Raw genomic sequence first — 20,632 nt, 5'->3', positions numbered from 1 at the left:
GAATCGGATCATGGACTCTGCTGACACTCACACCCAGGGCGAGCAGCCCGAAACGCCATTTCACCACCTCGACCACTACCTCGCCATCCCGCGGGTCGGCGGCCTCACGCTGAGCCCCGATGGCAAGCGCCTGGTCACCACAGTCACCACGCTGAACGGCAAAGGAACTGAGTTCGCCACCGCACTCTGGGAAATGGACCCCAGCGGCCGGAACCAAGCCCGCCGCATCACCCGCAGCTCCAAGGGAGAGGCCGGCGCGGTCTTCGCCGCCAACGGCGACCTGTACTTTACGTCGGCGCGCCCTGATCCGGACAGCCCTGACGCCGACCCTGTAAATGCCCTTTGGCTGCTCCCCGCTGACGGAGGAGAGGCGCGGGTAGTGCATTCTCGTTCGGGTGGAATTGGTTCCGTCATGGCCGCGAAAGACGCCAACGCCACCTTCGTCAGCGCTGAGGTCCTGGCCGGATCCGCGGATGAGGAGAACGACGAGGAGCGTCGCAAGGCACGCAAGGACAACAAGGTCTCGGCCATCCTGCACAGCGGCTACCCGATCCGCTACTGGGACGCCGACCTTGGCCCGGCCGAGCCGCGGATCTTCGCGGTGGAGCAGGGCGAGGAGAAGGAGCCCGGCAAGCCGTCCACCATTGACTCCGCTGCGCCCCTCAAGCTCCGGAACCTGACGCCCGGCGTCGGCGGCTCGTTGCGTGAGGCCAAAACCGTGGTGAGCCCGGACGGCAGGACCATTTACACAAGCATGACCAAAGCGCTCGCGAAAGCCGACAGCCGCGAGGTGCTCGCCGCCGTCGACGTTGCCACCGGGACCGTCAAGGTGCTGCTGGACCACCAAGGCATGAGCTACTTCCCCGGGCCGGTGAGCCCGGACAACCGAACGCTGGTGGTGCAGAGCGAAAGCGACACCACGCCAACGCAGGCTCCCCACGTGAAACTGCACCTCTTGAACGTGGCGGGCGGCGAGACCACGGACCTTGAGCCGCTCGCACACCAGTGGGACCGTTGGGCAACGCCCCTCGCTTGGCTTCCGGACGGCACCGCGGTCCTGGTAACAGCAGACGACGACGGCGCGTCGCCGGTCTTCCGGATCGACGTCGCTGACGGTGCAGTCACCCGGGTGACAAAGGACGCTGCAGCCTACTCGGATGTGGTGATTTCTCCCGACGGAACCGAGGCGTATGCGCTCCGAAGCTCCTACGAGTTCCCCGCCGAAGCCGTGCGGATCAACCTGGCCACAGGAGAAACGGTCCGCCTGCAGGCACCTGCGGAGCGGCCCGTGTACAAAGGCCGGCTTGAGCGCGTGGATACGACAGCCGAAGATGGCTCGCGCGTTCCGGCGTACCTCGCGCTTCCGGAGGGCGCGTCCGCGGACAACCCGGCACCCCTCTTGCTGTGGATCCACGGCGGGCCGCTTGGCTCGTGGAACGCGTGGACGTGGCGTTGGAACCCGTGGCTGCTGGTGGCCAAAGGCTATGCCGTGCTGCTGCCGGATCCTGCCCTTTCCACCGGCTACGGCCAGGAGTTCATCCAGCGCGGATGGGGCGAATGGGGCAAGAAGCCGTTCACGGACCTCATGGCCATCACCGACGCGGTGGTCGCGCGGCCGGACATCGACGAGTCCCGGACTGCGGCGATGGGTGGATCCTTCGGCGGCTACATGGCCAACTGGGTTGCCGGGCAAACCGACCGCTTCAAGGCAATCGTCACCCACGCCAGCCTGTGGGCGCTGGACCAGTTCGGCCCCACCACCGACGCTGCCCAGTACTGGCTCAAGGAGATGACCGTGGAAATGGCGATGGAAAATTCGCCGCACCTGAACGTGGGCAACATCAAAACGCCCATGCTGGTGATCCACGGCGACAAGGACTACCGCGTGCCCATCGGCGAAGGCCTTCGCCTCTGGTACGAGCTCCTGTCCTCCTCTCAACTGCCTGCTGACGATAACGGCCAGAGCCCGCACCGCTTCCTGTACTTCCCGGACGAGAACCACTGGGTGCTGCAGCCACAGCACGCGAAGGTCTGGTACGGCGTCGTGGAGAGCTTCCTGGCAAAGCAGGTGCTGGGCGAGGAGGTTTCCTTGCCGGAGGAGCTGGGAGTGTAGGTCGTTGCTGGCTGCGGCGCTGGACCTGCGCCATTCGCCGCGTGCTCGCTCGTTCCTCGCTTAGACGCACGCTATGCACAAGTCTCAGGTCCAGCGCCTCGCGGGTGGGACTCGCTCACGTCCGGGTGTAAGTAACGGGGCGCATGGCATCTGTTTGCCTCGTTAGGATGGGGGAGTGGATTCGACCTTCAGCCTTCGCCCTGCCCGCACCAGTGATGTGGCGGCTATCAAAAGGCTTGTGGCGCCCTTGGCTGAGGAGCGGATTCTCATGGCCAAGGAGACTGTGGCGTATTACGAGAGCCTCCAGGAATTCCGGATTGCCGAGTCTGACGACGGTGAAGTCATTGGTTGCGGTGCCCTGCATGTGATGTGGGAAGACTTGGCCGAGATCCGCACGCTGGCCGCTGCTGACTCTTGGCGTGGGCGGGGAGTGGGGCATGTTCTGGTCGAAAACCTCTTGGAGGAAGCGCGGGCGCTTGGCGTGAGCCGCGTGTTCTGCCTGACGTTTGAAGTGGACTTCTTCAAGCGCCACGGATTCGAAGTCATGGCTGACCAGTCGGCCGTGGATCCGCAGGTGTACTCCGAGCTGCTGCGCTCGCATGACGAAGGCGTTGCCGAGTTCCTGGACCTTGCCCGCGTGAAGCCCAATACCTTGGGAAACACCCGCATGATCAAGCAGCTCTAGCAGCCTAAACAGCACTCTTACTGCCTTGGGCAGCGTCTATCCAGGTGCGTCGATCAAGCCTGCCCGATTATGAGTGATTTATTAGCTCTTCTCTTATATCCAGTTGATGGATAAACTGATTGAGGCTTGCTGGGGAAGCTTCCACCACATCGGTCAATTGAGAGAAGATCATGCAGTCCCACGCCTCTTTTTCAGATGTTTCAGAACTCCAACTCAGCGTGCGCGGTCCCGTGTTCACGCCTGCCGATCCGGGCTTCGCTCCGGAAGTAGCGGCCTTCAACCTCTCCACACAGCACCAACCTGATCTGGCCTTTGGCGCCCTCGACGCAGAGGACGTTTCCGCGGCTATTCGCTGGGCGGCCGAGCGCGGAATGCCCGTCTCTGTCCAGTCCACCGGACACGGCGCTACCAATGCCATTGAAGGCGGCCTGCTCATCAGCACCCGCCGGATGTTGGAACTCAGCATCGATCCCCTTGAGAAGACGGCCCGCGTCGGTGCAGGCGTCCGGTGGAAGGCCGTGGTGGAACTCGCCGCGACGTTCGGCTTGATGGGACTTTGCGGTTCAACCACCGATGTCGGCGTGGTGGGTTACACGCTGGGAGGCGGCTTGCCGATCCTGGGGCGCAAGTACGGCTTCGCATCAGACCACGTGATTGCTTTCGAGCTCGTCACCGCCGACGGCACACAGCGCCGGGTGACCAAGGACGAGAATTCGGAGCTGTTCTACCTCCTGCGCGGCGGCAAGGGGAACCTGGGCATCGTCACTGCCATGGAATTCCACCTGTTCCCGGCAGCTGATCTCTACGCAGGCGGAATGTATTTCGACGGCGAGCATGCGCCAGAGGTTCTGCGGGCGTTCAGGGAATGGGTGCCGTCGCTGCCGGTGGACGCATCAGCGTCCATGGCCTTCCTTCGCCTTCCGGATATGGAAATGGTTCCGGAACCACTCCGCGGAAAGTTCGTCATCCATCTCCGCTACGCCTACCAGGGTGATCTGGCAACCGCGGCGGAAGTTCTTGAGCCCATGCGTCACTGTGCCCCGTTCATGATGGACGCCACCGGACCTTTGGACTCCACCCAGTTCGACACGATCCACCAAGACCCGGACCAGCCGGTACCCGTGCGCGAGCACGGTTTCCTGCTTGATCGTTTGGACGACCAAGCCGAAGACGCTTTGCTGCGGCACTTTGGTCCCGGCGTCGAAAGTCCTGTGTTGTTGGCAGAACTTCGACTCCTGGGTGGCGCCTTGGCCAAGAGCACGGACGGGGAGGACATTGTGGGCGGCCGTGACGCGGCGTTCAGCTTCTTCATGGGCGCGATCGCCGTCCCGCCGGTCCTGGACATTCTCCCCGGTGTGTTCAGCGCAGTCCACGAAGACCTCCGACCTGCTGCGAATGCGGGCACGTTCGTGAACCTGCACGGCCATTTTGTGGATGCCGAGGACAGGGAGCGGCCGTGGCTGCCCAGTGCGCGGGAACGGCTCCGGAAGGCGAAAGCCGAGGTGGATCCGAAGAACATGTTCAGCTTCGGGCACGTGGTGGGGCTTCCGGTCATCGATCAGACCGTGTTGCTCGAGGATGTCGTCACGGCCGGCGGCGACGCCGTGCTGAACAACTAAGGAACGCGCCATGCTTGATCGGGTGATGTTTCCGGATTTCTCGGCATTCCAAATAGATATTCCCCACGGATCATGGCCGCACGAAGCGTCATGGCAGGACGCGGGGCACTCGAACCCGGACCTGTACTCAGCCTTCTGGCCCGAGTACCAGGCAAGGAATGAGCCCGAGGCGGTGACAACACAAGCTGCTGAGGAGTGACGGATCACGCGGATCCAGCGGAAGGGACAGTCATTGGGGGCTGTCCCTTCCGCTATTTAAGGACTGCTGCCACTGCAAGGCCTACCGTGGCCACAGTCGCCGGTAGTAGGGTCAGAGCACCAGCCACAGCACGCCCAGGAGCATCACATGAAAAAGCTCATTAATGATCCACGCGCCGTGGTGGACGAGTCCGTTGAAGGTTTCGGCATGGCGCATGCCGACATCGTGGACGTCCATCCCGAGCCTAAATACGTCATCCGGAAAGGCGCTCCGGTAGCGGGCAAAGTCGCCCTGATCTCCGGCGGAGGCAGCGGGCACGAGCCGCTCCATGCGGGCTTCGTTGGGCTCGGAATGCTCGACGCCGCCGTCCCCGGCGCAGTCTTCACCTCGCCTACACCCGACCAGATCATTCCGGCGACTGTCGCAGTGGACTCAGGTGCCGGCGTCGTCCATATCGTGAAGAACTACACCGGCGACGTCCTGAACTTCGAAACCGCGGCGGAGATGGCGCAAGCTGAAGGCGTACACGTGCGTTCGGTGTTGGTGAATGACGACGTCGCGGTGGAGGACTCCTTGTATACGGCCGGCCGACGCGGGGTGGGCGGAACTGTCCTGGTGGAGAAGATCGCAGGTGCATCCGCACAGCGCGGCGACGACCTCGATGCCGTCACGGCCATCGCCGAGCGTGTGGTGGCCAATGTGCGGACCATGGGTGTTGCCCTGTCTGGCTGCACGGTTCCACACGCGGGGACGCCCAGCTTTGAACTCGCGGACGATGAGATCGAGATTGGCATAGGCATTCACGGCGAACCCGGCCGGCACAGGATCGCGATGGAAAGCGCTGACGCCATCACGGATCGCCTGCTGGAGCCAGTACTGGAAGACCTCGCGTTGGCGTCCGGCGACAAGGTGTTGCTGTTCGTCAACGGCATGGGCGGAACTCCACAGAGCGAGCTGTACATCGTGTACCGGCGCGCGGCCCAGGTCCTGGCCGAGCGTGGTGCCACCGTGGAGCGCTCGCTGGTGGGGAACTATGTGACGTCTTTGGAGATGCAGGGCTGCTCAGTGTCCGTGCTGCGGCTCGATGATGAGCTGATCAGGCTCTGGGACGCACCCGTTCACACCGCGGCCTTGCGGTGGGGAGCCTGAGCATGGGGCTGGACGTTGACTGGGCACTGGACTGGTTGAAGCTCTCCGCCAAAGCCATGGCCGAACACCGGGTGGAGCTGATTGAGCTGGACAGGGCAATCGGCGATTCGGATCACGGCGAGAACATGGACCGCGGTTTCCAGGCCGTGCTGCAGAAACTCGATGAGACCCCGCCGGAGACTCCGGGCGCGGCGTTGAAGGCTGCGGCGATGGCGCTCATGTCCAAGGTGGGCGGCGCTGCCGGACCGCTGTACGGCACGGCGTATCTTCGGGCAGCAACCTCCTTGGGGGACGCCGGCGATATTGATGCGGAGGCCCTTGCCGCAGCCCTGGCAGCCGCCCGAGATGGCGTGGTGGCCCGGGGCAAAGCCGAGCTCGGCGACAAGACCATGATCGACGCGTGGACGCCCGCGGTTGAAGCGGCCCAAAAAGCCGCGGCGAGCGGCGCTGATCCGGTTGCTGTGTTGGAAGCGGCTGCGGAAGCTGCCGAAACCGGCGCCATGGCCACGGATCCGTTGGTGGCACGCAAGGGCCGGGCCAGCTACCTGGGGGAGCGCAGTGCAGGGCATCGCGACCCCGGCGCCGCTTCCACCGCGCTTCTCCTGAGAGCGGCCGCAGCAGCTGCTGCCGGTTCCACGGCTGACAAGGGAGCCGACGCCGTATGACAGTGGGGATTGTGGTTGTATCGCACAGCAGCAAGATCGCCGAGGGGGCTGTGGAACTTGCCGCGCAGATGGCTCCCGACGTCGACCTCGTCGCCGCCGGGGGAACTGACGACGACCGCATCGGAACCAGCCTGGAGAAGGTGCTGGCCGCCGTCGAGCAGTCCCTGGTTGATTCCGGGGGCGATGGCGTGGTGGTGCTAACCGATCTGGGTTCAGCTGTGATGACCGCAGAGTCTGCGGTGGAGTTCGCCAGCGATCCGGACGCCGTCCTCCTTGCCGATGCGCCGCTGGTTGAGGGACTCGTGGCCGCAGCCGTCGCCGCCCAAGGAGGTGACGGCGTCGAAGATGTTCGCAAGGCGGCCGAAGCCGTGGCCTTCGGCAACGTACCCGCAGGCGTAGGGGGTCCGGCAATCCCTGAGGATAAGGATGAACCGGACGCAAGCGGAGATTTTGAGCTCATCAATCCTTTGGGAATGCACGCCCGCCCTGCCGCGAAGATCGCCGGGGGCCTATCCGGGCTGGACGCTGAGGTAACCGTCAACGGCGTCGATGGCATGTCCATCATGGCGCTCATGGCGCTCGCCGCGGGTAAAGGCTCTACCCTGCGAATCGAAGCCCGCGGCAAGGATGCGTTGAAGGCCGTTGAGTACGTGGGACGGCTTGTGGAGGAAGGGTTTGGCGAGCTCTAAGTTCCAAATTTCCATCCCAGATATTGCTAAGTATGCTGATTAGTGATGTTGTAGAGGTACAGGTTCACTACAAGGAAGAGGTGCGAAACATGGGTGCTGACGACAAGATGGAGAACGCTGGCGAGAAGCTCGGTGGCAAGGCTAAGGAAGCTGCCGGAAAGCTGACGGACAACGAGCGCCTGGAAGCCGAAGGCAAGGGCGACCAGACCAAAGCCGACCTCAAGGGTGCCGGCGAGAAGTTGAAGGACGCCTTCAAGAAGGAGTAGAAGTCCACACAGGGCCGCTGCATTGCAGCGGCCCTGTCTTGTTTTGACCCTTGCGAGGCGCCCTTCAGGGGCGCGCTATCTTATGGAGGATCTTCGTGAACATACTGGTAAAACTTTTCGGCCTGGCCGTCAGCCTCGGAGCTGGCGCGCTCGCAAACAAAACGCTGGAAGGCCTCTGGGAGAAGAGAACCGGTAAGCCCGCCCCCAAGGACGGTACAGACCTCAACGACTCCCTGCCCGGCGTGCTCGTCTTCGCGGTTGTTTCCGCAGGCGTTGGCGCCGTAGTTCACGTGCTCACCCAACGGGGCACCAAGAGCGCCCTGGCCCGCATGAAGAAGACTGCTGACGAGGTTTAACACATGGCAATAGCTAAATTCCCCAGTGTCGTCATCGATTGTCCGGATGCGGCTGCTTTGGCTGCCTTCTATGGCGAGCTTTTCGGCTGGGAGATCGAGGACAAAGGCGACTGGTTCGACATCCGTCCCAGCGATGGCAGCAACTGCATCTCCTTCCAACAGGTAGAGGTGTACCAGCCGCCCAAATGGCCCGGCCAAACCATCCCGCAGCAAATGCACCTGGACATGGTGGTGGAGGACCTGGACAAGGGCGAAGAAGTTGCCTTGTCCCTTGGGGCAACCAAAGCCGACCATCAGCCCGGCGAGACGTTCAGGGTGTTCCTTGATCCGGCGGGCCACCCGTTCTGCCTCTGCCTGAGCTAAGGCCTCCCGGCACCTAGCCTTGCTTCGCCGCCCATTCGTCCACGCGGCGGTTGCTCTCTTCTTCGGAGAGGTCCTCCACACGGGTCATGATGGACCAGCGAACGCCGAAGGGATCGCGGATGCTTGCGTATCGGTCACCTGAGACGAAAGTGGACAGCGGCTCGCGGATGGTGGCTCCCGCTTGCTCAGCCTTCTTCACGAGTCCGTCCGCGTCCGGGCAGTAAAGGCCGAGGGAATAGCAGTCGTCCTCGCCGCTGGGCGCCGGCACCAAGTGGTACTCCGGGTTGGGCTCGCCAAGTTGGAGGCGGCCATTGCCGAAGTCGAGTTCGGCGTGGACCACCATCCCGCCCATCTCCGTTTCACCTACAACCCGGGCACCGAACACATCGCGGTAGAACGCGATGGCTTCCCTGGCTTTGGGCACGGCGAGGAACGGCGTGAGGCTGGTCAGGCCGTTAGGGATGCCGTGGGTGGTGTGTTCACCGTGGGCTGCGGTGGTGGGCTCTGTGCTTGTAGTATCTGTCATGGTTACGACGCTACGGGCCTTCTGCCGGGTGGCGCTTGGAGATTTGCGACAGCTTTGATCCGCTTGTGGAAAGGCTCCGATGGAGGGTTCGTTCAAGGGCATCCTGTATCCGGCGCGACTCCCCACCTTCCATCGCTTTCCTGCACCGGCGTCCGTTGCAGACCTGGTGCAGTGGTTCTGGATTCCGGAGTGGAACATCGAACCCGGCCGGTCATCCCGGCAACACGTGATCGCCTACCCGGCGTCCAACCTCGTGGTGCAGGGCGACGTCGTCGAGTTCTCCGGGCCGACCACCCGGGCCGCTTACCGCGACCTGACCGGTCAGGGCTGGGCGGTTGGCGCGTTACTGCGCCCCGCGGCTGTGCCGCTCTTTACCGATCATCCGGGGGCCCTCCGTGACCAGGGAGTTGTGATGGCGCTGGAAGGCCTTCAGAGGGCCGTCTCGGCAGCCATGACCACGCCTTCCGTTGAGATCACGCACGACGGCGGCACGCACCGCGAGCGGGCAGTGGAAGCCTTTGTTGCGTGGCTGGTTTCCCTGGAATTTGTTGCCTCCGAGGAGGCGTTGCTCGCGAACCGGATGGTGGACGTGATTACTTCCGAGCCGGACATGATCCTGCTTGAGGACGTGGCATCCCGCCTGGCCGTGTCGCCGAGAACCCTGCAGAGGATCGCCGGAAAGTACGTCGGACTGAGCCCTTCCGCACTGATCCGGCGTAGAAGATTGCAGGACGCCGCCGAGCGTACCCGGTCCAACCCAGCAGCGGACCTTGCCGCGATCGCCGTCGAACTCGGCTATGCAGACCATGCGCACCTGACGAACGACTTCCAGAAGTATCTGGGGTTCACTCCGAGTGGCTACCGGAAGGCCGTTGGGGGAAACCCGGGCTAGCATTCACCCGGTCCCGGCTCGCTCAACCTGCGGTAGCAGGCGGGTTGCGGATCGAAAGATGCCCCTCCATCTACCAGTTGGCGCCGGTCCAAAATAAACTTGTGAGTGGCACCGCACTGGACGCGGGAACCGTGTTCAGCGTGCTTTCGGAACGGAGAGCGCCATGCTCGGCAAGCTGATGTGCAAACTCAATCTTGGCCACAAATGGCATGTGGAGCGCACCGAGGACGGCACCCGCTACAGGCGCTGCACGCGTTGCGGCAAGGACGAAGACGACTCAGGCGGCTCGAGGCTCATTATGGATGCGGGTGGATAGCCACTCCTAGTGCTGCCGCAACCCTTCCTCATCCAGTATCAGGGCCGCAGAAATCATCCGGCCGCACTGTTCGCCGTACGGATAGGCGCCCTTCGGCGTGAAGGTCACCGTCCTCGCGGGTAACGCCGCGCCGGAAGGGGAAGTGCCGGTCGCGGTCGCCTCAAGGGAACTTTCGGAGAGGGCGGGGAGCTCCAGGAAACCCTGAAGAGTTCCATCCGGCGACGACGTCGCTGAGCACACGCCATCCGGAGTGCAACCTTGGTCAACGGCAGTCGCGCCGGGATTCAGCAAGAGGTCTTTTTCGGTGCAGATCCCATCCTGGCAGGCCTTCAACCGAAGCGAAGCAACGTCGTCTGCGTAGCCGGCTGCGACGGTCAGGGAGATGCCGGCTACATGTCCGATCGCTGGGCAGGCCACAGGTTCGGCCAAGCATCCGGGAAGCAGTGCGGCGGTCCCGGCAAGGGTTAGTGCCAATCCGATTCTGCCCATGCTTCAGAGTAGGGCTGCACGCTGCCGGTGTCGCCGGAATGTCGCATCTGCAGGGCAAAAGGCGCCTGCATCGTTATGGATCCGGGAAGGCTGTTGCGGAACCGATACGCGCGTACCGTCGCTACGCTGGAAGCCGCAATCCGCCGTCGTGCATTTCTGCCAAACCGTCCACCAAGAGGCCGTCCAATGCACGCTCGAGCTGCTCAGGTGCCGAGTTGAGCCGGTGCAGGGCAGCGAGCGGTATTCCGACGCCGGACGGTGCGAATCCCAGATCCGCCGGCGCCTGCTCGAACATCTCGCGGGGCACAGGGGTGGCCGCTTCACGGAGGACAGCCATCACGGCACCGCGGACCTGGCGGTCCGTGCCGTGCCAGGACTGGCCCTTTGGGGTGTACGACGGCGGCGGTTCACCGGCCGCGAGCCAGGCGCAACTGGAGCGCACGGGACAGTCAGCGCACTTGGGACTGCGGGCCGCGCAGACCATGGCGCCGAGTTCCATGACGGACGCGTTCCAACGGACTGAAAGTTCCTTGTCGAGCGGCAGGAGGGCGTCAGCCAGCCGCATTTCACCCGCGGTCAAGGCAGGAGCTGGCAGTGCGTCGCCGGATATGAGCCGCGCATGGACGCGCCGGATGTTGGTGTCCACCACGGTTTCGCGGCGTCCGAAAGCAAAAGCTGCGACGGCGGCCGCTGTGTAGTTGCCGACGCCCGGAAGGCCGAGGAGTTCGGGATACGTGTCAGGAACCTTGCCGCCGTGCTGCTCACGGATTGCGACGGCGGCAGCGTGCAGCCGCAGGGCCCGGCGGGGATAGCCGAGGCGGCCCCAATGGCGGACGGCAGCCCCCGACGGCTCATCTGCGAGGTGGGCGGGTGTGGGCCAGCGTTCCATCCAGTCTCGCCACACCGGCAGCACCCGGACAACGGGTGTTTGCTGAAGCATCACTTCGCTGACCAGGATGCCCCAGGGGCTGCAATCCGGCTCGCGCCACGGAAGGTCACGGGCAGTCCGGGCGAACCACTGATCAAGGGCTTGGTGGAGGCCTGCCAATTGGCCTGAATCGGGAAGTGTCATGCTGCCATCCACTGTAGTGGAATTCGGGCGGCCCGCCGCCAAGGAGGTATCCCATGGCCGACGTCACACAGGCCGGCATTAGGCCCTTTCGGCGTGGAGGTTAGGTGCCCAAGCGGCCGCGAGCCTAGCCTAGAACCATGGCCAACAAGGGTAAGCAGCAGTCGACCGCGCGCGCATCAGCGTCGGCGAAGGGTGCTGCCCGTGGCTCATCCCGCGCCGGTGCGGCGGGCAAAAGTACCTCAACGAAAAGGCGTCGACCGAGCCCTGCCGTGTATCGGCGTCGTCGGCAGGTGGTTTTTGGCGCCCTGCTGCTGGTTATCGCTTTGGTGATCGGCGGCGTCGTGGCACTCACCGGCGCATTGGCCGGGAACCCGGAGCCGCAAGCCGTGAGCACTGCCGACGCCTCAACGGCACCCACGCCGGGGACTACGCCCACAGGAACAGCGGCGCCGTCACCGTCGGCCTCGCCCGTGTGCGACCTCAACCTCATGACCGTCGCCGCCAAGACCGACAAGCCCGCCTACGGCGCCGAGGAAAAGCCGCTGCTCACCATGACCATTACCAACGGCGGCACCGCCCCGTGCGAGGTCAACGTGGGCACCTCCCAAATGGAGTACCTGCTGATGAGCGGCTCGGACCGGATTTTCTCGTCAAAGGACTGCCAGACGGGCGGCGAGGACCTCATCAAAACCATCCAACCCGGCAAGAGCGAGACTGCGAACTTCCCGTGGCAGCGCAACCGGACGTTGGAAGGCTGCGCCGCGATCACTGCCAAGCCGGGTGCTGGCGGCGCTTACTACACGTTCGAGGCGAGACTCGGGAACAAGTCGAGCCCCAAGGTCGCCTTCCAGCTGAACTAGCGCTCGCCTTTAGAGGAACCGGTCCAGCAGGCTCGCTTCGGCCATGCGGCTCAATCCTTCGCGGACTGTGCGGGCTCGCTGATCGCCGATGCCGTCCACGGTCATGAGGTCGTCGATGGTGGCTGCCATGAGGTTCTGGAGCCCGCCGAAGTAGTCCACCAAACGGTCGGCCACTGCCTTGGGAACGGACTTCAAACCGGACAGCAGACGGTACCCGCGCGGCTGAACCACGGCGTCCAGCTGCTCTACTCCGCCGGCGAAGCCAATGATGTGGGCAATGCGGCTGAGGTCGATCAATTCTGTGGGGCCAAGGTTGAGGAGAGCCTGGACGGCTTCCTCGATCTGCTCAGGAGTGGCGTCGGGATCGGAGTAGTCGCGGATGATGACTTCGCTCCCCGGGCCGCGGCCTACCGTGAGTTCCTCCACCTGGAGGGAGAGCAGGCGGCCGTCTTCACCGAGTTCCAGCACGTACTGGGCGATTTCCTCGGAGATACGGCGAACCATCTCCTGGCGCTGCAGGGTGACCGCAACGTCCCTGACCGTGACCAGTGCTTCGATCTCCAGGGCCGAAAGTGAGCTGGTGACCTGGTCCAGCCTGGCGCTGTACCGCTCCAAGGTCGCCAAGGCCTGGTTGGCGCGGGCGAGGACCTTTTCAGAGCCCTCCAGAACGTGGCGCAAACCGTTCACATAGAGCGCGATGATTTGCATGGACTGGCTGACCGAAATAACGGGAACGCCGGTCTGGATGGCGACACGCTCGGCCGTGCGGTGCCTGGTGCCTGACTCCTGGGTTTCGATGCTCGAATCGGGCACCAGCTGGACGGCTGCCCGAACAATGTTGCTGGCATCCTTGTCACAAATGATGGCGCCGTCCATCTTGGCCAGTTCGCGCAGACGCGTTGGGGAGAAATCGATGCCGATGTCGAATCCGCCCGAACAGATGGAATCGATGGTGCGATCGTAGCCCAGCACAATCAAGGCGCCGGTGCGTCCACGGAGGATGCGTTCGAGGCCATCGCGCAATGGAGTTCCGGGTGCGACTCTGGCAAGGGTCGCCTTGAGCGACTCTTCCGGGCTCCGGGCCATAGGGTTTCCCTTCGAAGGTGCAAGCCATGGCTCACAGACAAGCTGAATCCGGCGTCAGCGCGCACTACCAAAAATGCCCACATGACGACAAGCACAATGATAGGGCTTCCGGACACCGTTAACCGCACCAGCAAGCCCCAAAGTGGGTCATTTCGTGATGTTCGGTGCTGCCTCGAAAGTGGTTTGGCGGCCGATTGATGAAACCCTATTTCCTTCAACCGACCGCCGACCGCGCTAGCGCTGGCCGCGGCTAAGGCCAGTCAGCAAGGCGCTGCCCGCCTCCCGCCACAGTGGCTGGTTACCGGGGCCGGCGGTACTTTCTTCCAGATATTTAATCCAATCGCCGTATTCGCTGATGTCCCGCGCGCTTGCCGCAGCTACGGCATCACATGCGAATCCCACTGCCGTGCTCCCATCGTCCAAGGTGATGGACCCCAGCAGCATGGGTTCGGGCAAGTCGGCGAGGAAAGACCCCAGGGCGGACTCGGAAAGCAACCACCGCTCTGCAACCAGCCCGGTTCCCTGTTCAGATCGAACCACGCCAGGCTTGGGAGGCATGGTTTCCAAGGCCACCATCCGGTACCGTGACGCAGTGACCACTTGGCCGTCCCAGAAAGCTCCACGCCGCTCAAGTTCGGCGGCCAAGGGCTGGCCTTTCCGGTGGGCGCCCACCACCACCAGCGGAACGACGCCGGCGCCCGCGGCAACCGGCCAGGGAGCCATTGGCGCGGCAGTCCTGGCACCGGCAGCTCCGGCGGCGAACAGTTCGGGGTGCTCGGGGGTCAGCTCGATCCGCCGTGCAATATCCGCCGCCACCCCATCCTGGAACGTCCGACCAACCACCGTCAGGCCGAACTGGGAGATGCCGTCTGTGTCACGAACAGTTCCTGCCGGAACGGCGACGGCACTGAGGTCGAAGAGGTTGCAGAAATTGGTATACGTACCCATCCGGGAATTGACCCCCACGGGATCGGCCGCGACCTCTGCCAGCGTCGGATGGAAAGGTGCGGTTGGCACGATCAGGGCATCGAAGCCGGCCAGCCGCCGCATGGCCTCTTCGCGGAGCCGCTCCAATGCTGCGGAGTCTGCGACGTACTGGTGTGCGGGGACCTTGCCGGCGGCGGTGATGATCCCCGCCACAGTGGGGTCGAGCGTGGCGGAAACCCCTCCGGCTTGCACCGTGTCAACAAAGTTCCCAACGGCGGCGTAGCGTTCGGCCACCAATCCGCCGTCGTACAGCAGCCGTGCAGCCTCAAGGAAAACGTCCAACTCGATGGCTTCGGCCACCACGCCCGTGGAGCGCAGCCGTTCGATCTGCGCCTCGAACTCGAGCGCCCACGCGTCCGGGAGGGCCGGCAGGGTAGCTGGGTAAGCCACCCGCGGCGTGGCAGGCGCAGCGAGCTTGACGTCCGCGGGCCAGCTGCGGCACTCACCGGCCATGATGCCCATGGCGAGTTCCGCAGTGGCGAGGTCGCGCGCGAAAATCGTGGCGGTGTCCCAGGAACGGCACGCCGGAACTACGCCATCGGTGGACACCACGCCCAGGGTTGGTTTGATCCCCACAATTCCTTGCAGCGCCGCGGGAATCCGGCCCGAACCGGCGGTGTCCGTCCCGATGGCAAGGTCCACGAGCCCCAAGGCCACTGCCACGGCAGAACCCGAACTCGAACCGCCGGAAATATGGTCAGGACGCCGCGAATCGCGCACAATTCCGTAAGGGCTGCGGGTACCCACCAGTCCCGTGGCGAACTGGTCCAGGTTGGTGGCCCCCAGCACCAACGCCCCCGCAGCGCGGAGCCTCGCAACCGGCACCGCATCCCGGGCGGGCGCTTCACCAAAGCCGGGGCACGCGGCCGTCGTGATGAGACCGGCCACGTCCACGTTGTTCTTCACGGCGAGCAGCAGACCCGCAAGCGGCAGGTCCTCCCCGGCGGCAGCCGCCGCATCGATCCTGGCCGCCTCTGCGAGTAGTTCCTCCCGCCCGCGCAGATGGATCCAAATTTCAGGACGGTGGACGGCGTCAATCGCCTCAAGAGCGGAGAGGACGCGTTCCACGGTGCGCCCGCTCATGACGCGCTTCCTTCCAGCACGAGTGCGGGTTCCCGGATGTCCACAGGCTCAAGCACCACAAGGGCCTCGCCTGCTACCACCTGAGCACCGGCCGTGGGCAGGACTTGTTGGACCACACCATCCACCGGAGCCTGGATGACCGTCTCCATTTTCATCGCCTCGAGGGAAACCAACGACTGGCCGGCCACCACCAGGTCACCGGGTTCCACGTCCACCTTCCACACACTCGCGGCGAACGGGGACGTGACCAAGGTGCCGCCGTCGGGAACCACTACGTCGTCGGCCGGCGGGGCCAAGGACACAGCCTGCTCGGCACGATCGAACTCGCCGGCTTCCTCCCAGGCATGGCGTTCCACGGCGAAAGCAACGGACTGGGTTTCCCGGAACTCGGCAATGGAGACACTGTTGCGTTCCAGGAATTTCTCATGCTCCGCGAGGGAGAACGTACCTTCCTCAATTTCCACGCCCCGACCCCTGCCAGCAGCCATGTCAGCCCGAAGATCCAGGAGTTCCTCAGGGTTGACCGGGTACCAGGAAATGCGGTCAAAGAACCGGAGAAGCCACGGGGAGCCCGGCTCAAAAGGCGCAGCGTCCGCATAGCGCGACCATACTTGCGTGGTCCGTCCAACAAACTGGTAGCCGCCAGGACCTTCCATGCCGTAAATGCACATGTAGGCACCGCCAATGCCCACGGCGTTCTCCGGGGTCCACGTGCGGGCGGGGTTGTATTTGGTGGTGACCAGCCGGTGCCGCGGATCCAAGGGCGTTGCCACCGGAGCTCCGAGGTATACGTCGCCCAGTCCCAACACGAGGTACTCGGCGTTGAAGACTGTATCGAAGACGTCATTCACGGAGTCCAAGCCGTTGATGCGGCGGATGAACTCGATGTTCCACGGGCACCACGGGGCGTCATCGCGGACACCTGCCATGTAACGCTCGATTGCTTCACGGGTAGCGGGATCGTCCCACGACAACGGGAGGCGGACGCTGCGGCTAGGCACCACCAACTCCGAACTGGCAGGGAGCGAAGCATCCACCTCGCGCACCAGGCCCAAAAGCTTGGGAGTGGGCAGGACGGATGGATCAGCCTTGATCTGCAGGGAACGGATGCCCGGGGTCAGATCCACGATGCCCGGGATGCCCAGACGCTCAAGTTCCTGGTGCAGGGCGTGGACGCGGGCACGGAGGCCCAAGTCCAGCACCATGTCCCCGTACTCCACCAGAAGATTGTCATCACCGGAGCGGCGGAAGGTGACCGCCGGCCGTCCCTCGCCTTCAGGCACCCGGCCAAGCACGCCGTCGTCGCCGTCCCCTCGCAGCAGTCCGGCGGCGCTGCTGCTGAAGTCCGTTCCGCCCGGGAGTATCAGCTGCCGTGCAGCGCCGAGTTCCTTGACGGAAGGTGCCTCAACCGAGCGGATCGGCACGAAGCGGACCTTGTCACCAGGCCGCAACTGCCCCAGCTTCCAGCGCTCGCCGGTCACCACGGTGACGGGGCAGACGAAACCGCCAAGGCTGGGACCATCCGGACCCAGCAGGATAGGGGTATCGCCGGTGAAGTCCAAGGCACCCACCGAATAGGCGGTGTCGTGGATGTTGGAGGGGTGCAGCCCGGCCTCACCGCCATCATTACGCGCCCAGCGCGGCTTGGGCCCGATCAAGCGGACGCCGGTGCGGGCGGAGTTGAAGTGGACCTCGTATTCGGCGGCATAGAGCTCTTCAATGTCTTCGCGTTGGAAGAATTCCGGTGCGCCATGCGGCCCTTCCACCACTTTCAGCTCCCAGTCGGAAGTGAGTGCCGGGCGGCTCTCCTCAGGAACTACGCCGGGGACGGTTTCGGGGAGGTGGTCGCTGACCGTGCGGAGCACATCGCTGGTCCGCAGCACACGGCCGCCGTGGCCGCCGAACTGGCCCAAGGTGAAGGTGGACGCACTGCCGAGGTATCGGGGAACATCCAGCCCGCCTTCAAAGAGAATGTAACCTCGCAGCCCGGATCCGTCTGCTGACCCGACGTCCAGGAGGCCGTTTTCGGGGACTGTGATGGGCTCCCAGGTGTTGGCCGTGTTGCCGTTGACCGTCACGGTAACGTCCGCGCCGGTGACGCACACCGTTGTGGCGTGCGTGAAACGGAGCGCCGGCCCGGCCATGGTGAATTCCAGCCCGGGTGCCCCCTCCGGGTTGCCCAGCGCGGTGTTGCCCAGCCGGAACGACAAATCATCCATGGGTCCGCTGGGGGGCACGCCGATCTGCCAGAGACCCGTCCTGCCCGGCCAGTCCTGCACGCTGGTTTGGAGGCCGGGCCGTTCAACGGTGATCCGGGGCTCAGGATCGCCCACGGTGTTCAAGGTTCCAGTGGAATGTTCTGCTGCGCGGACTACCTCCATCCCGGCCACGGCACGCAGCATGCCCAGATTCGTTTCGATACCGTCGATCCGGGTCTCTGCCAGCGCAGCGGCCAGGGCGTCGAACGCGGCGTCGCGGGTGGTACCGGACGTGATGACCTTGCCCAGCAGGGGATCGTAGCTGGTGGAGACTTCGCTGCCGGTCTCCACCCAGGCGTCAATGCGTACGACGTCGGAGGCCGGGTATTGCGCGTTGGTGACCGTTCCGGCGCTGGGCTGGAAGTTCCGGGCAGGGTCTTCTGCGTAGATGCGGGCTTCCACTGCGTGTCCTGAGACGGGCACACTGTCCGGCACTCCCTGAAGCACTGGCTCCTGCTGGGCCAAATTCAGCATCCACTCCACCAGGTCCACTCCGGTGATGGCTTCGGTGACGGGGTGCTCAACCTGCAGCCGGGCGTTGACTTCCAGGAAGGATGCCTCCCGGCGGACGGGGTCGTAAACGAACTCAACCGTTCCTGCAGAGCGGTAGCCCACGGAGGCGCAAAGCGCACGGGAGCTCCGGTGTAGTTCCTCCCGCAAAGCGTCCGGGAGATCTGGTGCGGGCGCTTCTTCAAGTACTTTCTGGTGGCGTCGTTGCAGTGAGCAGTCGCGGTCGCCGAGGCTTACTACCCGGCCCTCACCGTCCCCGAACACCTGGACTTCCACGTGGCGGGCATGCTCGAGGTACCTTTCAGCGAAGACGCCGGCAGTTCCGAAGCTGGAGCTGGCCAAACGGGCCACCCGGGAGTAATTGTCGCGGAGTTCGGCTTCGTCGCGGCAAACTGCCATTCCGATGCCGCCGCCACCGCCGGTTGCTTTGAGCATGAGCGGGTAGCCGATGGTTTCCGCCGCTGACACGGCTTGGTCCACGTCGTCAAGCAGGCCGGATCCCGCGATCATGGGAACGCCTGCACGTTGCGCTGCATCCCTCGCTGTGTGCTTGGTCCCGAAGATTCGGAGCTGTTCGGGGGTGGGCCCCACAAAGACGAGCCCTGCTGCCTCCACCGCTTCGGCGAAAGCAGCGTCCTCGGACAAGAATCCGTAGCCGGGGTGAATGGCACCGGCACCGGTGGCAGCCGCCGCACTGAGGATGGCCTCTACCTTCAGATAGGACTCCTTGGCGGGTGCAGGTCCCAACAGGACGGCCTCATCTGCGAGCTTCACATGCTTGGCGCCACGGTCAGCCTCGGAGAAAACGGCAACAGTGCGCAGCCCCGCCTTGCGTGCCGATTCGATGATCCGGCAGGCGATCTCGCCGCGGTTGGCAATGAGAAGGGTGTCGAAACGGTTCATGCGCGGGCCTCCGGGCGTGTGACGATCATGCGCACCGGCGTGGGGTTGAAGCCGTTGCAAGGGTTGTTGATTTGGGGGCAATTGGACACCAGCACCAGGGTGTCCACTTCGGCACGGAGTGCCACGCGCTTGCCGGGTGCGGACAACCCGTCCACAATGCCCAGGGCGCCGTCCGGATCCACCGGCACATTCATGAACCAGTTGATGTTGGACACCAGGTCCTTCTTGCCCAATTCCCACTTGGCGCCTTCAATAAGGAAGTTCTCCACGCAGGCGTGCTGTTCATGGGTGTGCTGGCCGTAGCGGAGGGTGTTGGATTCCTGCGAGCAGGCACCGCCAATGGTGTCGTGGACGCCAACCTCATCAGCCACCACGGTCATGAGTTCCCGGCCGCTGTCTGCGCGCAGGATGGAGCCGGTGGTGAGGAAGATCGAGCCCTGACCCGCGATGGTCGCCGCTGCTGAGTACCGTGTCCCAGTGTCATGTGCTGCGTAGAGGATGCAATCCACGGCCTGGTTACCGTCCAGGTCCACAATGGTGAGTACGTCTCCGGCCTCAACCACGGCGGACCACGGGCCGCGTGCTTCCACCAGTTCGTCCAGGACTACTTTCCCGGGGACCAGTGCGGGGCTGTTATCTGCGACTGCATTCATGCTGATGTCCTTGCGTTGTAGTCGAGTTCTGTGTTGTGGAGGGCCAGACGCCCTTCCGGGCCTAGGTCAACAGTGAAGTTTCCGTCTACGAGGGCCGCGAGGTCCTGCGGAGCCCGCCACGCCACGATGTCCACGGCGCTGCCGGTGAAGTCGGGGCGCGGGTCCAGAGGGTGGGCGGTATTGGCCAGTACCAGCACCGCGTCCATGTGGAGGAGAAGTTCGACGGCGGCCCCGGCACCGGCGCTGCCGGCAAACTGCGTGCGGCCATTCCGGTCCACGGTGACGCCCTTGAAAAATGACAACGACGGCGGCAGTTCCCTTTGGCCGACCCCGTGCTTCATGCCGCCAAGAGTGAGGAGTTCGCGGCCTGCCGGTGACGGGCTGTGGGCTGAGCCGGCACCGTACTTAGCCGTGTTACCAGCCAGGTTGGTGGTGCCGGTGAGGGCATCGTGATTGCCGGAGGAATCGGCCACAACGGTTGCCATGAGCCGTCCGGCGTCGGAAAGAAGCGGGTGGCCCGTGGTCATGTAGGCCTGCCAGGGGACTTTGACTGTGTCCGCAACGTTGAGCCGCTCATGCTGGGCACCGCTTCGGATGATGACAGCGTGAACGCAAGCATCGCCGTCGAGGTCCGTGAGCCTCAGGCGCGTCCCGCGGGCCAGTTCCAGATGGGTGTAACGGCCGAAGGCGAGTGTTTCCGCCCAGGTCAGGGAGTCCTTCGCCTCCGCGGGGAGGTTTTGGGTCAAACGTGCAGGGGCCGAAGCTGGCGGGACGTGGATCATGGTTTCGGCTGCGCGCCCGTGCTGGGCCCGTGCATGCAGCTTGGCGCCGGCAGTCGTGGCGGTGCCGGGAGCGCTTTCAAGAGTCTGAGTCATGGCAATCATTTCTGTACT

Annotated in this window: 21 protein-coding genes; 13 read left to right on the top strand and 8 right to left on the bottom strand. The window is 64.2% G+C overall.

All coding sequences use genetic code 11. The annotated features are described in order from the left end of the window. Positions 1-10: 10 nt before the first annotated feature. From J3A64_RS17400 to J3A64_RS17355, 10 genes are all read left to right on the top strand, one after another. Positions 11-2,113, top strand: a complete 2,103-nt coding sequence (locus tag J3A64_RS17400) for a prolyl oligopeptidase family serine peptidase (protein WP_210065112.1) — start codon at positions 11-13, stop codon at positions 2,111-2,113. Positions 2,114-2,288: 175 nt separating this feature from the next. Next, positions 2,289-2,798, top strand: coding sequence for an amino-acid N-acetyltransferase (locus tag J3A64_RS17395; RefSeq protein ID WP_011772940.1), 510 nt, complete (start codon positions 2,289-2,291; stop codon positions 2,796-2,798). A 170-nt stretch (positions 2,799-2,968) separates the two neighbouring features. Further along, positions 2,969-4,417, top strand: a complete 1,449-nt coding sequence (locus J3A64_RS17390; RefSeq protein ID WP_011772941.1) for an FAD-binding oxidoreductase — start codon at positions 2,969-2,971, stop codon at positions 4,415-4,417. 10 nt (positions 4,418-4,427) lie between these two features. Further along, positions 4,428-4,616: a hypothetical protein gene (locus tag J3A64_RS17385; RefSeq protein ID WP_210065110.1), complete on the top strand. Its 189-nt coding sequence runs from the start codon at positions 4,428-4,430 to the stop codon at positions 4,614-4,616. A gap of 147 nt (positions 4,617-4,763) precedes the next feature. Continuing rightward, on the top strand, positions 4,764-5,765 hold the full coding sequence (dhaK, locus tag J3A64_RS17380; protein ID WP_210065108.1) for a dihydroxyacetone kinase subunit DhaK: 1,002 nt from the start codon (positions 4,764-4,766) through the stop codon (positions 5,763-5,765). 2 nt (positions 5,766-5,767) lie between these two features. Beyond that, a complete protein-coding gene (gene dhaL / locus J3A64_RS17375) occupies positions 5,768-6,430 on the top strand; it encodes a dihydroxyacetone kinase subunit DhaL (RefSeq protein WP_210065106.1) in 663 nt (220 codons plus the stop codon). Then, a complete protein-coding gene (gene dhaM / locus J3A64_RS17370) occupies positions 6,427-7,119 on the top strand; it encodes a dihydroxyacetone kinase phosphoryl donor subunit DhaM (RefSeq protein ID WP_210065104.1) in 693 nt (230 codons plus the stop codon). Before dhaL ends, dhaM begins: the two co-directional genes overlap by 4 nt. 89 nt (positions 7,120-7,208) lie before the next feature. Continuing rightward, a complete protein-coding gene (locus tag J3A64_RS17365; RefSeq protein WP_210066221.1) occupies positions 7,209-7,385 on the top strand; it encodes a CsbD family protein in 177 nt (58 codons plus the stop codon). Between the two features lie 95 nt (positions 7,386-7,480). Continuing rightward, positions 7,481-7,741, top strand: a complete 261-nt coding sequence (locus tag J3A64_RS17360) for a DUF4235 domain-containing protein (protein ID WP_011772947.1) — start codon at positions 7,481-7,483, stop codon at positions 7,739-7,741. A gap of 3 nt (positions 7,742-7,744) precedes the next feature. Next, entirely contained in the window at positions 7,745-8,104 is a 360-nt protein-coding gene (locus J3A64_RS17355) for a VOC family protein (protein ID WP_011772948.1), read from the top strand. A gap of 13 nt (positions 8,105-8,117) precedes the next feature. On the opposite strand, the gene J3A64_RS17350 is transcribed toward J3A64_RS17355, so the two are convergent. Further along, positions 8,118-8,630, bottom strand: a complete 513-nt coding sequence (locus J3A64_RS17350) for a glyoxalase/bleomycin resistance/extradiol dioxygenase family protein (protein WP_210065102.1) — start codon at positions 8,628-8,630, stop codon at positions 8,118-8,120. 79 nt (positions 8,631-8,709) lie between these two features. Between J3A64_RS17350 and J3A64_RS17345 the strand changes: the two genes are divergently transcribed. Both J3A64_RS17345 and J3A64_RS17340 read left to right on the top strand, forming a co-directional pair. Continuing rightward, positions 8,710-9,522, top strand: a complete 813-nt coding sequence (locus J3A64_RS17345) for a helix-turn-helix transcriptional regulator (RefSeq protein WP_210065100.1) — start codon at positions 8,710-8,712, stop codon at positions 9,520-9,522. Positions 9,523-9,700: 178 nt separating this feature from the next. Continuing rightward, on the top strand, positions 9,701-9,838 hold the full coding sequence (locus tag J3A64_RS17340) for a DUF1660 family phage protein (RefSeq protein ID WP_286176379.1): 138 nt from the start codon (positions 9,701-9,703) through the stop codon (positions 9,836-9,838). 6 nt (positions 9,839-9,844) lie between these two features. Here J3A64_RS17340 and J3A64_RS17335 read toward each other — a convergent pair whose 3' ends face one another. Continuing rightward, on the bottom strand, positions 9,845-10,327 hold the full coding sequence (locus J3A64_RS17335; protein WP_210065098.1) for a hypothetical protein: 483 nt from the start codon (positions 10,325-10,327) through the stop codon (positions 9,845-9,847). Positions 10,328-10,448: 121 nt separating this feature from the next. Further along, positions 10,449-11,399 carry an A/G-specific adenine glycosylase gene (locus J3A64_RS17330; RefSeq protein WP_286176378.1) on the bottom strand — a complete coding sequence of 317 codons (951 nt, stop codon included), beginning with the start codon at positions 11,397-11,399 and terminating at the stop codon, positions 10,449-10,451. A 137-nt stretch (positions 11,400-11,536) separates the two neighbouring features. Here J3A64_RS17330 and J3A64_RS17325 point away from each other — a divergent pair, with 137 nt between their 5' ends. Then, positions 11,537-12,259: a hypothetical protein gene (locus tag J3A64_RS17325; RefSeq protein ID WP_011772954.1), complete on the top strand. Its 723-nt coding sequence runs from the start codon at positions 11,537-11,539 to the stop codon at positions 12,257-12,259. Between the two features lie 9 nt (positions 12,260-12,268). On the opposite strand, the gene disA is transcribed toward J3A64_RS17325, so the two are convergent. From disA to J3A64_RS17300, 5 genes are all read right to left on the bottom strand, one after another. Then, positions 12,269-13,345 (bottom strand): DNA integrity scanning diadenylate cyclase DisA, encoded by a 1,077-nt coding sequence (gene disA, locus J3A64_RS17320; RefSeq protein WP_011772955.1) that lies wholly within the window; start codon positions 13,343-13,345, stop codon positions 12,269-12,271. 234 nt (positions 13,346-13,579) lie between these two features. After that, positions 13,580-15,415, bottom strand: a complete 1,836-nt coding sequence (gene atzF, locus J3A64_RS17315; protein WP_210065095.1) for an allophanate hydrolase — start codon at positions 15,413-15,415, stop codon at positions 13,580-13,582. After that, positions 15,412-19,086 (bottom strand): urea carboxylase, encoded by a 3,675-nt coding sequence (uca, locus tag J3A64_RS17310; protein WP_210065093.1) that lies wholly within the window; start codon positions 19,084-19,086, stop codon positions 15,412-15,414. Before uca ends, atzF begins: the two co-directional genes overlap by 4 nt. Continuing rightward, entirely contained in the window at positions 19,083-19,739 is a 657-nt protein-coding gene (locus J3A64_RS17305; protein ID WP_210065091.1) for an urea amidolyase associated protein UAAP2, read from the bottom strand. Before J3A64_RS17305 ends, uca begins: the two co-directional genes overlap by 4 nt. Continuing rightward, positions 19,736-20,623 (bottom strand): urea amidolyase associated protein UAAP1, encoded by an 888-nt coding sequence (locus J3A64_RS17300; RefSeq protein ID WP_210065090.1) that lies wholly within the window; start codon positions 20,621-20,623, stop codon positions 19,736-19,738. The genes J3A64_RS17305 and J3A64_RS17300 overlap by 4 nt, the downstream gene beginning before the upstream one ends. Positions 20,624-20,632: the final 9 nt, after the last annotated feature.

This window comes from Pseudarthrobacter sp. PvP004 (genome assembly GCF_017876035.1).
In the GTDB taxonomy this organism is placed as follows: Bacteria; Actinomycetota; Actinomycetes; order Actinomycetales; family Micrococcaceae; genus Arthrobacter; species Arthrobacter aurescens_A.
Note: the sequence above shows the minus strand (reverse complement) of the source record. Positions and strands in the feature narration are given on the sequence as shown.

Coding starts and splice junctions, on each gene's coding strand:
- J3A64_RS17400 (WP_210065112.1), top strand. CDS start 11: ATGGACTCTGCTGACACTCACACCCAGGGCGAGCAGCCCGAAACGCCA.
- J3A64_RS17390 (WP_011772941.1), top strand. CDS start 2,969: ATGCAGTCCCACGCCTCTTTTTCAGATGTTTCAGAACTCCAACTCAGC.
- J3A64_RS17385 (WP_210065110.1), top strand. CDS start 4,428: ATGCTTGATCGGGTGATGTTTCCGGATTTCTCGGCATTCCAAATAGAT.
- dhaK (WP_210065108.1), top strand. CDS start 4,764: ATGAAAAAGCTCATTAATGATCCACGCGCCGTGGTGGACGAGTCCGTT.
- dhaL (WP_210065106.1), top strand. CDS start 5,768: ATGGGGCTGGACGTTGACTGGGCACTGGACTGGTTGAAGCTCTCCGCC.
- dhaM (WP_210065104.1), top strand. CDS start 6,427: ATGACAGTGGGGATTGTGGTTGTATCGCACAGCAGCAAGATCGCCGAG.
- J3A64_RS17365 (WP_210066221.1), top strand. CDS start 7,209: ATGGGTGCTGACGACAAGATGGAGAACGCTGGCGAGAAGCTCGGTGGC.
- J3A64_RS17355 (WP_011772948.1), top strand. CDS start 7,745: ATGGCAATAGCTAAATTCCCCAGTGTCGTCATCGATTGTCCGGATGCG.
- J3A64_RS17350 (WP_210065102.1), bottom strand. CDS start 8,630: ATGACAGATACTACAAGCACAGAGCCCACCACCGCAGCCCACGGTGAA.
- J3A64_RS17345 (WP_210065100.1), top strand. CDS start 8,710: ATGGAGGGTTCGTTCAAGGGCATCCTGTATCCGGCGCGACTCCCCACC.
- J3A64_RS17340 (WP_286176379.1), top strand. CDS start 9,701: ATGTGCAAACTCAATCTTGGCCACAAATGGCATGTGGAGCGCACCGAG.
- J3A64_RS17335 (WP_210065098.1), bottom strand. CDS start 10,327: ATGGGCAGAATCGGATTGGCACTAACCCTTGCCGGGACCGCCGCACTG.
- J3A64_RS17330 (WP_286176378.1), bottom strand. CDS start 11,399: ATGACACTTCCCGATTCAGGCCAATTGGCAGGCCTCCACCAAGCCCTT.
- J3A64_RS17325 (WP_011772954.1), top strand. CDS start 11,537: ATGGCCAACAAGGGTAAGCAGCAGTCGACCGCGCGCGCATCAGCGTCG.
- disA (WP_011772955.1), bottom strand. CDS start 13,345: ATGGCCCGGAGCCCGGAAGAGTCGCTCAAGGCGACCCTTGCCAGAGTC.
- atzF (WP_210065095.1), bottom strand. CDS start 15,415: ATGAGCGGGCGCACCGTGGAACGCGTCCTCTCCGCTCTTGAGGCGATT.
- uca (WP_210065093.1), bottom strand. CDS start 19,086: ATGAACCGTTTCGACACCCTTCTCATTGCCAACCGCGGCGAGATCGCC.
- J3A64_RS17305 (WP_210065091.1), bottom strand. CDS start 19,739: ATGAATGCAGTCGCAGATAACAGCCCCGCACTGGTCCCCGGGAAAGTA.
- J3A64_RS17300 (WP_210065090.1), bottom strand. CDS start 20,623: ATGATTGCCATGACTCAGACTCTTGAAAGCGCTCCCGGCACCGCCACG.